Here is a 14,707-nt window from a genome sequence, read left to right on the forward strand (position 1 = left end):
TTTCTCGCTCATCTAACGTTTGAGCTGGAATATCGATTTCGAAGTACGTCAAGGAAACAATGCCATGGGAATACGCGCAAAGCTCGTTCTCTGTCTGTTGGCAGTATTGCTACCGATAGTTGCCGTCAGTCTCGTCACAATCAATCTGCTGGAAAACCAACTGGTCGAGCGCACAGAATCGTCGTTGTCTAATACGCAACGTCTGGAAGCGGCTCGCATCAACGAAATTCTGACTACATATGCCCAAGACGCCAGAAATCTGGCCTCTGACACGCATGTCAAAGAATTCGTCGATGCATCCAATGAATTCCGTCAGGCCCGACTCGCTGGCCATGACACGAGCACACTGTTGAATACCAGCATTGGTGGCATTGACGGCATAGCGATCATTGACCTTGCCAGCGATTGGCCACTCCAGCAACTCGCTCTGGCACTGCAGAGAAAAGCAGGTATCGTCGGTTCCAATATCGTTGAGTTGAGAATTGTCGACATAACGGGCAAGACGCTGGGCGAAACCATGGGATATACCTGGGAGCCTATCGACTCTGATTTGCTAACGCGATCCATCAACACGGTAAAGACCTCTTTCGGCGAGGCATTTCTCAGCGTGAGCGATCAAACAAGACTGGGAATCGTATCGCCTATCATCGCTAATAGTGGTGAAGTGGTTGGCGCACTGATGCTGGAAACCCGGCTCAACCCCATTGTCGATCTGATTTCAAAACACGAACAGGTCAGCAAGAGCAGCGAAGCCCATATCGCGCAGCCCATGCTAAACGGCGATGCTCAGTTCCTGACGGAGCTACGATTCGACCGTACTTCAGCATTCAGCAAGATCATTCCCAAGTCTAAAAACCTGCCCATCAATCAGGCCTTGGATGCGCCACGTGGACGTATCTTGCATGCTCGGGATTATCGCGGCGTAGACAGTATCCTGGCCATAGAAACCATACCGGCTACCGGCTGGGGCCTGGTTGTCAAAGTTGACACCTCCGAAGCCTTTGGTCCGGTCAACGAACTACGCCACGTGCTGATGATCACGACTTTCTCCTCCATCGCCTTTGTACTGGTGTGCTACATGTTTTGCCTGGTGCCCATTGCCCAGCGGCTCAAACGCACGGCGGCAGCCGCACACAAGATAATGAGTGGTGATCTCACTACGCGTGTCAACGATTTCGCACAGGATGAAATCGGCAATCTGGCCAGAACCATCGATACCCTGGCAAGGGATCTGGAGTCTGACCAGCAAATTCGCACGGAAGTGGAAGCTCGATTACGACATCAGGCATTGCACGATGAACTCACCGGCCTGCTTAATCGCAAGTACGCCAACAATGTGATCGAGCAGCTTAATAACGATAGACAGAGCCAGCACTCAGTCATGTTTCTGGACCTGAATGGCTTCAAGGATGTCAACGATCTGTATGGACATGCTGCGGGCGATGAAGTACTGATCACCGTTTCACAGAGACTTTCAGATCAGATCGGCGACGGTGTCACTCTGGCACGCTGGGGTGGAGACGAATTTGTGGTGATTCTGCCCGGCTGCGGCGAAGCTGCTGCCACCGAGACTGCCTTGTCACTGCATTGCGCTTTCGACGAAGCCATCACTACCAGCAAGGGCTTGCACCAGCTCAGTTGCAGCATCGGTCTTGCGACATCCAGTGAAACAAAGTCTCTGGACGATGTACTGATGGAGGCTGACATCCTGATGTACGAACAAAAGAAGGCAAAGCAGAACGCACGCTCCAGAGGCAGCATGGCGACAAGAACCGTGGAGCGCGCCCTCAAGGAAGATCGACTGGAGATCTGGTTTCAGCCCATCGTCTCGTTCAAGCGCCCTGGAACCTATGCACTGGCTGGAGCAGAAGCATTCGTTCGTATCCGCTCTCGCGATGGCGGCATCGTGCTGCCACAGGATTTCATGAACGATGTCGAGTCTATTGAATTGGGGACAGAGCTGGACAGGCGGGTACTTACTCGAGCTCTGAGCTCCCTGGCCCGCTGGCGCGCATCAGGTGTTGTCGGTGAAGACTTCCGTCTGTCGCTCAACCTTACCGCCCATTCATTGAATGAGCCTGAGTTCAGCGCCACACTGCAAAATCAGTTAAAGGCCTCCGCTGTCAAACCCGAGCAGGTGATTATCGAACTGCCGCCCAACGCAGCCGTTGACCCACTGCTTCTGGCGCACCTGCGCATGCTGGGTGTCGCTGTCGCACTCGACAAGCTGGGCACTGACCCCATGAACCTGGGACACACTGCAAGGCTACAGCCGGATATCGCGAAAATTGATCGACGCCTGCTCAGTGACGCCATTGTTGCACCGCATGTCGTGTCCATCTGTGAGGAGCGCAGACTTGACATCATCGTCGAGGGAGTTGAGACCCGCGAGCAGATGGCAGCACTGCACAACCTGGGCGTCACCTACTTTCAGGGGTATCTTTTCGACAGACCACAACGTGGCGTGGATTTTATAACCCGCTGGGGAAAGTCTTCATCCCCCAGTGTTGGTGAGCGATTGAATCGGGATGTATCGCTACGACTCGCCGGATGATTCTGGCATAACGCTGCTGGCGGCGCTTCCACGCCGCCAGCTTTCGTAGTAGTAGCGAGCATCAGCAGAAGGCGTAAAACCCAACTGGAAGCGGAATCGATCGCCAGCGATGGCGTAGTCTGGTATCAGAAATTCGACTCTCTGATCACCCTGCTCACCTGTCATCTGCCCTTTGAAAACCGGATCGACCCCACCTGCCAACTGTGTTGAAATGCCTCCGATACGCACGATAAATCGCGCAGGAGATATCAGCTCTTCCGGTTTGGAGCCAGCCTCCCCCTCGTCATTATCAGCGTCGTTCACAGCTGCATTTTCCGCTTGCGATTCTGCGGGCTTGAGCCGGGCTGTCAATCTGACCTGCCGGGTGTCTGGATCACGCTGGATAACGACATCCGAAAACTCTGGATAATGTCGCCCGTCCACTTCTTGATACAGCTCACTCATCTGCTGGCGCCACGTTGCATTGACTGTATCCAGATCACAGCCGATTGCGCGAGTTGTATCTCTCCAGAAGATAGCTGCTGGCAAATCGCGAACCGCACCTTCTCTGGAGCTTGCACGCAGAAAGTCACCCAATGATGACAAGCCGCAAGTATCAACCATGGCACGAGTCCATAAATCACCCAGACTATAATGCAACTCTGCATCAAACTTCTGTGCAAACCCTGCCGAATCTATCAGATCGTCGAAGCGAATCTTCTGCCGCTGCCAGGCAACGCTGGCCAGCTCCCAGTTGCTACGCCGACGCTCGTTTTCCGGCACAACTTCGAAAGAGGTATATTGCGCCATACCTTCAATGAAAAATTTGGCAGCCGCGTAATTTTCAGCCAACGCCCGTTCGGATTCCACCGCCTGCAAAACGTGTGCAGTCTCGTGACTGAGCACTCGACGTTGTGAGACATCTTCACTAAATGCATCCAGGTCCATCTGGATCTTTTTCCACTTGGCAAGCCCTGCCGCATGCTCACTGCTGGCAGACAGATCAACACGAATCTTCGGAAGATTGCTCACCCCCAGAATCTCACCCAGAGCCTGCAGATCATCCTCGGCATGCTCGGCTATATACCCCACTACTTGCTCACGTTTGACGTCATAGACAAAGCGATAATGCTCCGTCGCTGTGACAGTCAGACTTTCACCTTCGGCCTTGCCCGTGTCGACACCGATCCGATAAGCCAGCATCAGTCCCAGCCCCAGAAACCCGACGATACTGAACAGGACATTCACCACCCGCATGCCCCGTGACGAGCTGGGTTTGCCAGACGTACTGGAGTCGGTACGATTCCACAGTCGATAGGCGATCAGCAGCATGAGAAGTGCAATGCCGGTATGAATTGCCAGAGCATCTTTGTTGACGATCAGCGAGGAGCCCTGATATTCATTAGACAGGAGACTGAAGATGCTCCAGTTACCGGATGTACCCAGTGCGCTTTCAGCCCACATCAACCCGACCAGGTAAAGTCCGTAGATAACCAGTCCAAGCGTGCGGAACCAGGACAGCAGCACGCCGTGAGACAGAATGATGAACATGAACAGGCAATCACGCCAAAGCAGAGTTGCCCACACCTGCGTGTAGAACAACCCGCCTATGGATTCCGGATTACTTGTCAGCAACGCCCAGTCGATTCCATAGCTCAGTATGTTGATAAGACACAGCAGTATCCAGGCAGCGGCAACCTTGGCAATGAATACAGCCTTGCGTGACACCGGCAAGGCACGCAGAAAGTCAATCGTCGCATCATCATGCTCCCGAGGGAACAGGCTATAGGCTGTCACCAATGCCAGCAGGACCAGAAACACAGCCACAGCAGCATTACTGCTGTATTCACAATAACCTTCGCACCAGCCCCCGAACGTTTTCTCATCCGCACGCTCGGTAAAGAACTGCATGGCGTACCCAAGCACCAGTACCGCCAGCCACAAGTAGGCAATGGGTAGTAATTGTCTCAGTTCTTTGGCTATCAAGCGGATCATTGGATCGTCAAACGTTCAGCATGCAACCGTATTGGCTGATGAAATACAGGGCCTTCGTAATCCAGTGCAAAGTAGACTCGATCACCTGGTGAGTAGTAGCTGTCCAACACATGCGCCTTCATGTCAGTCCGACACGCGGCAATATCTTCGTATTCATCGCTGACTTCCAGCTCTGTATCGAAGGGACCAATGTAGTCGTGTTTCATGATGCATTTCCCGCTCAGCCGCGACAGATCTGTCTGCAGGTTCAAGGTGCTGGTTGCTGGCTCATACCAGGCCTCGACCTGCTGCGCCCCTTCGGCCGTACGCCCCATACTCAAACGTCCTGTCAGCGCAGGAATGGAGGACAGATAGCGCTGCACCGATTCATCATCGCGCTGCGCAAGCAGCCAGGCCTGCCAGGCTGTCTGAAACGATTCTATCGGCATGCCCAGCACCTTCTCCAGTCGCAAGCCAACTTTCACACGCCGGTCCTTAAGGCTACCGATAGTATTGCCGGCAACCGGACGAACCAGAAATTCATTAGCCAGGGCCAGTACCTTTTCACGTCCCTGACTCTGCTCCAGATACATCATTGCCGCCCATGCCAGACTCTCCGCACTGGGGTACGAAAATCTATCGGCGCTCAGCTGCCAGCGTGTGATCAGCTGTGCGGCCGCAGGCTCTGTCTCCAGTACCCATAGAGCACGTGCTACAAGCTCAGCCTGATGCTCAGGGTTGAGGCCATCTGCTCCATGCTCTACCCACCAGCGAGTAAACCCATCAAGCACCCAATGATAGGGTTCGAACATTGCACGCCCACCGGTCTGAGCACTGAGCACTCCATGCAGGATGACGGAGTCCAGAATGGCGTCATCGTAGCTATCATGCTGCAACCAGTTAGCCGTAATGAAGACCCCATCGGCGGTCGCATAGTCGAATTCATGCGGCTTGCGTTCCGGAGCCAGCGCCAGTTTGACATCAGGCATCTGCGCTATTCCCAATGATGCCTGCAGCGAACTCAGCGACTTGCTCAAGCGCTGCGCCAGTCTCTGGGCCGAAGCCTCATAGTCATCTTCCAGATACAACACCGACACGGCAGGATCGCTCATCCGCACCACGTATTCACTGGAAAACTCCACCGGCTCACGGCTGTTCTTTTCCAGCAGACTTGTCCAGATTGCCAGCCCCGACGCCGCCAGTACTCCCAGTGCCACATAGTCGCGTCGCGTCATGGGTTTGGCAAGACGTTCAACCACTGAGCCTTCGCCTACGCGTGTCAGGATAAAACCTGCGAGGGTGAACATCAGTGCCATGAAGATCGTACCCAGCATGTCACACCAGGGCACAAGGTCTCGTTCGAAGACAAACAATTGATCATCCATCAACCCGAACGGTGCAACACGTCCCGAGTCAATACCCGGATACCAGGCAATCAATGCAATCAAGGCTGCACTGACCAGATACAAGGCAATACGCAAGTGACCACACAGAGAAAAACAGAAGACAACACTCCAGTAGAGTGAGGTCATGATCAGTGTCTTGCCGATGATCAGCAGTACGTAATCCTGCGTGACATCATCTGCAATGCCAGCCTCATGAGCTGCCATCAACACCATGACTACTGCCAGTGTGGCCAGGTAGAACCACCCCAGCAAAAATTTGAGTAACAGTGGCAGGGTCGGACCGACGGGCAATGCCTCGACAAACAGTCGTGTGCCACTCAGATATTCGCGCACAATCAGGCGATTACCGACGATCAGAGCGATAAGCGGCAAAAAGCTCATCAGAGCAAATCGCACTATCTCGAACGGACTCATGCTGTAGGGAGCTTCGCTATTCCAGGCGAGCAACAACAACACCATGGCCAATGCACCGCCACCGAGAAACACAGCCGCCAGGCGGTGTTCGCGAATATCCTTGCCTAACAGGGAGCTGAGCGCCATGAGTATCGCTACGCGTTAGCTACAACAGCGATAAAGACGTCTTCCAGCGACATGGAGTCGTGTCGCCAGCCCGGAGCCAGAAGAATTTCATGCGATGCCAGAACCTCTTGTGAGAATTGCAGACTGACCACCCAACGCCCCTGTCGCTCACCTTCCTTGAGCACACGCAGTCTTTGCCGGGAGAACTCACCGGGCATGGAACCTGGGATGTAATCCTGCATGGCAATGGACCATGTTCCGATACTGTTGCGTAGAGGATCCAGCTCACCATCGTAGACAGTTCGACCGGACTCAACGATACCGATGCGATCTGCCACCGCTTCGATTTCATCAATCAGATGAGTGGAGAAGAAAGTGGTCGCACCATCCTGCATGGTTTGCTCTCTGACCAGGTCAAGAAACTCACGACGTGCAACCGGATCCATACCCGCCGTAGGCTCATCCAGTATCAGCAACTGAGGTCGCGTGGACAAAGCCAGGGTCAGGGCCAGTTTGGCTTTCATGCCCCCGGAGAATGTGCCGATGCGACGACCAGGTGGTAATTCGAAATCTGTCATCAGCTTCTGATAACGCTTTTCATCCCAACGCGGATAGAAGCCACGTACGAAGCGCGACAACACCTTGGGTGTCATCCACGGATACATATTCTGTTCCTGAGCCACGTAGCCGATTCGCTGCCGGATGCCGACAACATCAGAATGCAAACTCTTGCCGAACACATTGATATGGCCAGCATCGCAACGAAGAATACCCATGAGTATTCGGATTGCCGTAGACTTTCCAGCACCATTACGGCCCAGAAACCCAAATACTTCCCCTGGATAGACGGCCAGAGACAAGCCATCCAGCACCGTCAGGGAACCGAAAGACTTGCGCACATCCTGCAGGGCCAGTACGGGAGTACCTGCCGTGCGGTGATTGATATTTAACGAGGGCTCATCAGCCAGATCGATCATCATGCATGCCATCAGATGCGAATGTTTATAATAGTACGCCAAAGCAGACCTGCCGGAGCTCCTAGCAATGCCCAACACGTTCAACTTCTCGTGCCAGTGCCGAACTTTAAAAGGTACGGTTGAGCTGCCTGATATGCGATCTCTGACACGCCTCGTCTGTTACTGCGAGGACTGTCAAGCCTACGCACGACACCTGAAGCCCAGCGAACCGGTACTCGGACCGCACGGTGGCACTGATTTTGTGCAGGTGTCACCCGCTCATTTTCACATCAAACGTGGCATGGAAAAACTGGGTAACCTGCGTCTGAGCGAGTCGGGCCTCTACCGCTGGCATGCCACCTGTTGTAATACACCACTTTGTAATACACCCCCGAACCCATCCATGCCCTTCGTCGGTTTGATCACCAACAATCTGGTGTGTAACCAGAGCACGCTGGCCAACAAGGTTGGCCCTGTCAGACTGGGTGTCTGCGCCGGCTCCCAATACCCTATCAGTGCTGATTGGCCGGTCGCCAGGAACTTCGGTTTCAAAGCCCTGACCCGCACGCTGCTCAATATCGGACGCTGGCGCATTGCCGGTGATCACACCCGTTCAACTCTGATTGACGCCGAGACCGGCAAGCCGGTGATTGAACCCTATACGCTCAATGAGACAGAGCGCAAAGAGCTTTACACCACAGCCTGACTTCGCAGACAGCAGCTGAGCTGCCAAAATGACAGCTGCCAAGCCCCTCAACGGTCGTTAAAGCCACTGACCTTGCGAATGATATAACCGCCTGAGCGATCATCCAGTTCCATGCTCAGATACCCTCTGGATTGTGCTTCTTCGAGCATCTTGCCGAATGAATCAAAACCATAGTAGCTTTCGTTGAATCCGGGGCGGCGTCGCTTCAGAGTCTGCTTGATCATCGAGCCCCAGAGCTTGTCGTTGCCATCGCGATCAATACTCAGTGCAAGGGCGGTTTCCACCACCAGCTCGAGCCCTTCGAGCATCAGCTCTTCGCCGCCATCACTATCATCGGCAGCGCCAGTATCGTCAGCGGCATCGTCAGTTCCCGCATCTACGGGTACTTCAGCCACTACCACCTCAACGGCTTTGCCTCGCTTGCGACGTCCCTTGGGCGGCGTCTCAGTCGCAGCGACAGCAACCTCCTTGAGCTGGGCGACATCAACGTCCATCTCCTGAGTCGCATCAGCGGCCTCATTAGCAGTCGTGGACTCATCCTTGCTCTTGGTGGCTCGCACAGCACGCTTCTTGGCGCGCTTGCGTGTCGGTTGCTTGCGCTCCAACTCGCGCACCAGATCATCGTAGTATATAAACTCATCGCAGTTATTGATCAGCAGGTCTGATGTGGAGTTCTTGACCCCGACACCAATAACTGTTTTGGCATTCTCGCGCAGTTTGGAAACCAGCGGCGAAAAGTCAGAATCACCACTGATAATGACAAATGTATCAACGTGGGACTTGGTGTAACACAGGTCCAGTGCGTCCACCACCATGCGGATATCGGCTGAATTCTTGCCCGACTGCCGTACATGCGGGATATCGATCAGCTCGAAGGATGCCTCATGCATGGGCACCTTGAAATCCTTGTAACGATTCCAGTCGCAGTAGGCCTTCTTGACCACAATACTGCCCTTCACCAATAGTTTTTCAAGAATGAAGCTGATATCGAACTTCTGATACTTTGCGTCCCTGACACCAAGAGCGATATTTTCGAAATCGCAGAACAGGGCAAGTTTTTTGTTATCGTCAGACGAACCTGTCATAAAAGATAAACCGTAATGCTCTCAGAAGACCTGAGGTCTTTCATGATACCTGAGGCCAACTGACAGCCTCGCCTACTTACACAAATACCGTGTTACCCGACCTCCATTCACTCCTTGACAACCGTGTTGCCTGGCGGCCTCCAGCCCTCTTCCGGATGCTCATGACTGACTGGAAACTTGCCGCTGAGCATGGCCGTATCCATTCGCGCCTTGATCTCAAGTGCAAGCTTTACATAACGAGGATTTTGCGCAACCGGTATATCCGGATCGTAGACTTCAGCCAGTTGCCGAATCCCCTTCAACTCCTCATTAACGTACAGCGTTGCTGCCCGCTCAGCATCAACCGGGTGCATGCCCAGCGCTTGCAGAGCATATCGCCCCGCACGCAATGCACTATCAGCAGTTTCTCTGACAATATCGTTGGTTCCAGACTGGTATAACTGATAGACGTTCCTGCGATCATAAGCTCTGGCGATGATATGCAAGTCGGGTCGTTCACGACGGGCATGATCAATCAGGGTCAGAGCCGCTGCCTGGTCATCAATAGCGACTACCAGCAGATCCGCCTCATGCAAACCGGCAGCATGTAGCAAATCCGGGCGGGACGCATCACCATAAAAACTCTTGACTTCAAAAACACGCATGCTTTCTACCAGATCCGCATGCAGATCCAGCACCACCGTCTTGTAACCATTGGCCAATAACAGGCGATTGACAACCTGACCGAATCGCCCATGCCCTGCAATAACAACGGTTCCCTGCTCGGTAATCTCGTCACTCTCGCGCGTCTGTTTGCGCACCATTCGGGGCTGAATGATTTTCTCGAAGAAAATGAACAAGGCTGGTGTCAACAACATGGATAGGGCAACAACCAGTAACAGTATTCGGGATAACTCAACAGGCAGAGCAGCTGATTGCAGGCAGAAGGAGATCAGTACGAAACCGAACTCACCCGCCTGAGCCAATCCCAGAAACAACAGCCACCGATCACTGCCCTTGATGCCAAACACCACTGCCAGAAAGAACAACACCAACGCCTTGATAGCCATCACACCGGCCGTTACAGCAAGCACGACCCCTAAATTTTCCATCAACACACCAAAATCAACACCCGCCCCGACGGTAATAAAGAACAGGCCCAGCAACAGGCCTTTGAACGGCTCAATATCACTTTCCAGTTCATGACGGTATTCACTGGTCGCCAGGACTACGCCGGCCAGAAAAGTGCCCAGCGCCGGCGATAACCCCACCATCGACATCAGCAAGGCAATCCCGATAACCAATAGCAACGCAACGGCGGTAAACATTTCCGGCAGTTTCGAGCGGGCAATGTAGCGAAAGACAGGCCGCGACAAGTAATGTCCGGCAATGATGACAAAGGCAACCGCGCCGATAGTCAGCAACGTCTGCTGCCATCCCGCCAGCCCTGCCACCAGGTTTATGCCGCCCTCAACATCACCACCTGAATGTTCGCCACCCTCACCGGACAAGCCGGGCATGGCAAGCAAGGGGATGATCGCCAGCATCGGTATGACGGCAATATCCTGGAACAGCAGCACCGAAAAGCTGGAGGCACCACCTTCACTTTTCATCAGATTTTTTTCGTTGAGTGTCTGTAACACAATGGCTGTGGAGGACAGGGAGAACACCATGCCGACAGCAATCGCGACCTGCCAGGCAAGTCCCAGCAGTACGCCACCACCTGCAATCAGCAGCACACTCAACACCACCTGCAGACCGCCGAGCCCCAGAAGCTTGTGTCGCATCGCCCACAATGATTGCGGCTCCAGCTCAAGCCCGACGATAAACAGCATCATCACCACACCAAACTCTGCGAAGTGCTGCAAGTCACTGGTCTCACTACCGACCAGACCGATGACCGGGCCGATAATGACGCCGGCAATCAGATATCCCAACACCGACCCAAGCCCCAGGCGACTGGCGATGGGCACAGCAACCACGGCAGCCGTCAGATAGATAACGGCCTGCAACAAGACGCTATCCATGAGATTGACCTCCGGTATCACCCTTGCCCGACAACAGCGGAATCATCGGCATGCCGAGCAAATTCTGTTCAAACACCTTTGGCAGATCAAGCTGATCATCCCGCAAGGCCTCCAGCACCTGTTTGTATTTTGCGACATGCTGCTCCGCCCGCGCATCCTTGGCGGCCACATGTGAGGAGAACAGCACCAGTGGCGGCAGAAATTTCATCTGACACAAACCGGCCATCTGCTCCAGTGGTGACAACAAGGTTCTTATCGGAAACCGATTGGCCCCGTCAGCGCAATAGGCCAACTCCGCCCCGCCGGCCGTGATGGCCAGCAGACACAGCTTGTTGGCAAGATAACTGCCACCATCACCGTAGGCAAACCCGTACTCCAGCACCAGGTCTTGCCATTCTTTTAGCAAGGCCGGTGTGGAGTACCAGTAAACGGGAAACTGGAACACGATAACATCGTGCTCTTTCAGTCGCTGCTGCTCGAGTCCGACATCAATCTTGAAGCTCGGATACAGCGCATATAAATCAACCACAGTGACACCCGAAAGGCTGGTCGCCATGGCGCTCAATCGCTGATTGATACGGGAATACCCGGGATTGGGATGAGCCGTCAGAATCAGAACTCGTGTCACAGGCACCTCATGCAAATGGCTTTGCTCTATAGACAGGCTTCGAGCAAAGCTCGGGTATTGATGGCATTCATGATCACCGGATTGCCACCTGTACTCGGATCCGCCAGAGCAGACACCGTCAATGCATCAAGATCGGGATTCACGACACCCAGCTCGGTCAGGTTGGCCGGTATGCCAAACAGGCGATTCAACTCGCCCACTCTGGCATGCAACCCTTCAAAACCACCCGCAATACCCAAATAGCTGGCAGCCTGATCCAGACGACTTTCAACCGCACCACGGTTGAACATCAGTACCTGCTGCATGACGACAGCATTGGTCGTGCCATGATGCGTGTTGTATACAGCACCGATCGGATGCGACAAGGCATGAATGGCACCGAGCCCTTTCTGGAACGCTGTGGCCCCCATGGCTGCTGCACTCATCATATGAGCGCGTGCTTCAATATCAGATCCATCTTCATAAGCTCGTGGCAGAAACTCATTAACCAGCCGCATGCCTTCCAGCGCAATACCCTGACTCATGGGGTGATAATGTGGCGAGCAGAATGCCTCAAGACAATGGGCAAAAGCATCCATCCCCGTACCCGCGGTTATGGACGGTGGCATACCAACGGTCAGTTCCGGATCACAGATGACCAGTGCGGGCAGGATCTTCGGATGAAAGATGATCTTCTTTTCGTGAGTCTGAGCGTTCGTCAGTACTGAGGCACGCCCTACCTCGGAGCCGGTACCGGCTGTAGTGGGTACGGCCACGATCGGATCGATGCCATCCGGATCAGCGCGCGTCCACCAGTCACCGATGTCCTCGAAGTCCCATAGCGGTCTTGTCTGACGTGACATGAAAGCCAGAGCCTTGCCCAGATCCAGCGCCGAACCGCCGCCGAAAGCCACCACACCATCATGCCCACCTGCGCGGTAGACAGCCAGGCCGGCATCGACGTTTTCACCCGATGGGTTCATGTCGACATCGGCAAACATCGCTCGGCCCAGGCCTGCCGCTTCCAGCAAATCCAGGGCCGATTGCGTTATGGGCAGATCCTTCAAACCTCGGTCTGTGACGAGCAGGGGTTTGCTGATTCCGACAGCCTGACAGGCGTCGGCGATTTCCTTGATACGTCCGGCACCAAATCGAATCGGTGTCGGGTAGTTCCAATTGCCACTAAGTTGCATAGGGGTCGCTCTGCTCGTTTCCAGTAAAGATTCAGTCGCTTCAGGACTGTTTTTTGAAATGGTAGGATTTGGGTCGCGTGACACTGTGATATCCCAGCTCGGACAAACCGGCACCACGCCCGGTGTCCTTGCAACCCGTCCAGCACAGCGAGGGGTCGAGGTAGTCACAGCGATTCATGAAGACGGTGCCTGTTGCGCCCATTCACGTTGCGCCTGGGTAGCCGCACTCAGCTTTACAGCCGCCTCTTCACGTGTCATGACGGCACGCGAAGCATAGACGCTACCGTCTATCGGGGAAATACACTCCAGAGTCTTGCGAGTACTCATGAACGTTCAAAACCTCTTCGAATTTCGTATTCAGTCACAATGCGATCGAACTCTTCCTGTTCCCAACGTGCTGCGCGCACGTAGTGATCCACCACCTCATCGCCCAGCGCGGAGCGTAGCATTGACGAGCCATCAAGGGCTGCCGTGGCATCACGTAAATTATTGGGAATTTCGGTTGTCTGCGTATCACCATAGGCGTCCCCGTTATAGACAGGCGGCAGACTCAGAGATTGTTCGATGCCGGCAATACCGGCTGCTATCTGCGAGGCCAGAGCCAGATAGGGGTTCATGTCCGAACCGCCGATACGACATTCGATTCGTACATTGTCGCTATCGGGTGCCACGATACGAAAACCTGCGGTGCGGTTGTCGATTGACCAGATGATGCGCGTCGGTGCAAAAGTACCCTTGGCAAAGCGTTTATAGGAATTGATATAGGGAGCCAGAAACACGGTAGAGTCAGACGCGTAAGTCAGCAATCCTGCCAGATACTGCCGCATGAGAGTCGACATGCCGTGCGGTGCGTCCGCATCAAAAAATGCCGGTTTGCCCTCATCGCTGCGCAGTGATTGGTGTATATGGCTGGAGGAGCCCACCAGATCTTCATGTGGCTTGGCGACAAAGCTGACACTGCAACCCGTATTCCAGGCAATTTCCTTGGTGGCATGCTTGGCCAGACTGTGGGTATCAGCCATGTCCAGAGCATCCGAATAGCGCAGATTCAGCTCCGCCTGCCCCGCTTCTGCTTCCCCTTTGGTACCTTCCACCGGTACGCCAGCTGCATAAAGCTGGTTGCGCAGCGGCCGCATGAAACCTTCTTCACGAGCTGTCTGCAGGATGTGGTAATCCTCGTTATAGGCACTGATAGGTGTCAGATCACGATACTGCTTTTCACGGGCCTGCTCATAGGTTTCCCGATAGACAAAGAATTCCAGCTCGGTCGCTGCGATGCAATTCAGGCCCAGGGCCTTCAGTCGTTCTATCTGTCGTTTGAGCATGGCACGCGGTGAGTGCGGCACCTCTGCATGCGTTTTATGATCCAGCACATCACACAACACCATAGCCGCCCCTTCAGCCCAGGGAGTCCGGCGCAAAGTGCTCATGTCTGGCTTCATGATGTAATCGCCGTAGCCCGCCGACCAGCTGGTGGAGGCATAACCATCCGGCGTGGCCATCTCAAAATCAGTTGCCAGCAGATAATTGCAGCAATGAGTTTCCTTGTAGGCGGTTTCCAGAAAGTTACTGACATGGAAACGCTTGCCGAGCAAACGCCCCTGCATGTCTACCATGGCGACAACAACTGTATCGATCGTGCCATCGTCCGCTGCACTCTTCAGTGCATCAAGGGTCAAGTTTCCGGGCATGTTTTTACCGTTGAATGAGAAACGCACCTGA

General features: G+C 54.1%; 11 protein-coding genes. 2 read left to right on the plus strand and 9 right to left on the minus strand.

The window, feature by feature from the left end:
* The first annotated feature begins 64 nt into the window (after positions 1-64).
* Positions 65-2,554, plus strand: coding sequence for a bifunctional diguanylate cyclase/phosphodiesterase (locus IMCC3135_RS29410; protein WP_157736349.1), 2,490 nt, complete (start codon positions 65-67; stop codon positions 2,552-2,554).
* On the opposite strand, the gene IMCC3135_RS29415 is transcribed toward IMCC3135_RS29410, so the two are convergent.
* From IMCC3135_RS29415 to IMCC3135_RS29425, 3 genes are read right to left on the minus strand one after another with little or no spacing between them, the layout of a single operon-like run.
* Positions 2,537-4,528: an ABC transporter permease subunit gene (locus IMCC3135_RS29415; protein ID WP_088920830.1), complete on the minus strand. Its 1,992-nt coding sequence runs from the start codon at positions 4,526-4,528 to the stop codon at positions 2,537-2,539. The two genes, IMCC3135_RS29410 and IMCC3135_RS29415, sit on opposite strands and share 18 nt — an antisense overlap.
* Positions 4,525-6,453, minus strand: a complete 1,929-nt coding sequence (locus IMCC3135_RS29420; protein ID WP_088920831.1) for a hypothetical protein — start codon at positions 6,451-6,453, stop codon at positions 4,525-4,527. Before IMCC3135_RS29420 ends, IMCC3135_RS29415 begins: the two co-directional genes overlap by 4 nt.
* A gap of 8 nt (positions 6,454-6,461) precedes the next feature.
* The gene (locus IMCC3135_RS29425) at positions 6,462-7,412 is read right to left on the minus strand and encodes an ABC transporter ATP-binding protein (protein ID WP_157736350.1); all 951 of its coding nucleotides are present in this window, start codon (positions 7,410-7,412) and stop codon (positions 6,462-6,464) included.
* A gap of 64 nt (positions 7,413-7,476) precedes the next feature.
* Here IMCC3135_RS29425 and IMCC3135_RS29430 point away from each other — a divergent pair, with 64 nt between their 5' ends.
* The gene (locus IMCC3135_RS29430; protein WP_257790398.1) at positions 7,477-8,094 is read left to right on the plus strand and encodes a DUF6151 family protein; all 618 of its coding nucleotides are present in this window, start codon (positions 7,477-7,479) and stop codon (positions 8,092-8,094) included.
* Between the two features lie 47 nt (positions 8,095-8,141).
* Here IMCC3135_RS29430 and IMCC3135_RS35115 read toward each other — a convergent pair whose 3' ends face one another.
* The 6 genes from IMCC3135_RS35115 to IMCC3135_RS29455 all read right to left on the minus strand — a co-directional run bounded on the left by IMCC3135_RS35115 (position 8,142) and on the right by IMCC3135_RS29455 (position 14,676).
* Complete coding sequence (locus tag IMCC3135_RS35115; protein ID WP_236994688.1) at positions 8,142-9,179, minus strand: NYN domain-containing protein; 1,038 nt, start codon at positions 9,177-9,179, stop codon at positions 8,142-8,144.
* A 107-nt stretch (positions 9,180-9,286) separates the two neighbouring features.
* Positions 9,287-11,185 carry a monovalent cation:proton antiporter-2 (CPA2) family protein gene (locus tag IMCC3135_RS29440; RefSeq protein ID WP_088920834.1) on the minus strand — a complete coding sequence of 633 codons (1,899 nt, stop codon included), beginning with the start codon at positions 11,183-11,185 and terminating at the stop codon, positions 9,287-9,289.
* Positions 11,178-11,813, minus strand: coding sequence for an NAD(P)H-dependent oxidoreductase (locus IMCC3135_RS29445; RefSeq protein WP_236994689.1), 636 nt, complete (start codon positions 11,811-11,813; stop codon positions 11,178-11,180). The genes IMCC3135_RS29440 and IMCC3135_RS29445 overlap by 8 nt, the downstream gene beginning before the upstream one ends.
* Before the next feature lie 26 nt (positions 11,814-11,839).
* Positions 11,840-12,985, minus strand: coding sequence for an iron-containing alcohol dehydrogenase (locus IMCC3135_RS29450; RefSeq protein WP_088920836.1), 1,146 nt, complete (start codon positions 12,983-12,985; stop codon positions 11,840-11,842).
* Between the two features lie 174 nt (positions 12,986-13,159).
* Complete coding sequence (locus IMCC3135_RS34375) at positions 13,160-13,312, minus strand: hypothetical protein (RefSeq protein WP_157736351.1); 153 nt, start codon at positions 13,310-13,312, stop codon at positions 13,160-13,162.
* Positions 13,309-14,676, minus strand: coding sequence for a glutamine synthetase family protein (locus tag IMCC3135_RS29455; RefSeq protein WP_088920837.1), 1,368 nt, complete (start codon positions 14,674-14,676; stop codon positions 13,309-13,311). The genes IMCC3135_RS34375 and IMCC3135_RS29455 overlap by 4 nt, the downstream gene beginning before the upstream one ends.
* Between the last annotated feature and the right edge of the window lie 31 nt (positions 14,677-14,707).

Origin of the sequence: Granulosicoccus antarcticus IMCC3135 (assembly GCF_002215215.1) — a bacterium.
Classification (GTDB): Bacteria; Pseudomonadota; Gammaproteobacteria; order Granulosicoccales; family Granulosicoccaceae; genus Granulosicoccus; species Granulosicoccus antarcticus.

Excerpts from the sequence above, each read along its gene's own strand:
- IMCC3135_RS29410 (WP_157736349.1), top strand. The coding sequence starts at position 65 with ATGGGAATACGCGCAAAGCTCGTTCTCTGTCTGTTGGCAGTATTGCTA.
- IMCC3135_RS29415 (WP_088920830.1), bottom strand. The coding sequence starts at position 4,528 with ATGATCCGCTTGATAGCCAAAGAACTGAGACAATTACTACCCATTGCC.
- IMCC3135_RS29420 (WP_088920831.1), bottom strand. The coding sequence starts at position 6,453 with ATGGCGCTCAGCTCCCTGTTAGGCAAGGATATTCGCGAACACCGCCTG.
- IMCC3135_RS29425 (WP_157736350.1), bottom strand. The coding sequence starts at position 7,412 with ATGATGATCGATCTGGCTGATGAGCCCTCGTTAAATATCAATCACCGC.
- IMCC3135_RS29430 (WP_257790398.1), top strand. The coding sequence starts at position 7,477 with ATGCCCAACACGTTCAACTTCTCGTGCCAGTGCCGAACTTTAAAAGGT.
- IMCC3135_RS35115 (WP_236994688.1), bottom strand. The coding sequence starts at position 9,179 with ATGACAGGTTCGTCTGACGATAACAAAAAACTTGCCCTGTTCTGCGAT.
- IMCC3135_RS29440 (WP_088920834.1), bottom strand. The coding sequence starts at position 11,185 with ATGGATAGCGTCTTGTTGCAGGCCGTTATCTATCTGACGGCTGCCGTG.
- IMCC3135_RS29450 (WP_088920836.1), bottom strand. The coding sequence starts at position 12,985 with ATGCAACTTAGTGGCAATTGGAACTACCCGACACCGATTCGATTTGGT.
- IMCC3135_RS34375 (WP_157736351.1), bottom strand. The coding sequence starts at position 13,312 with ATGAGTACTCGCAAGACTCTGGAGTGTATTTCCCCGATAGACGGTAGC.
- IMCC3135_RS29455 (WP_088920837.1), bottom strand. The coding sequence starts at position 14,676 with ATGCCCGGAAACTTGACCCTTGATGCACTGAAGAGTGCAGCGGACGAT.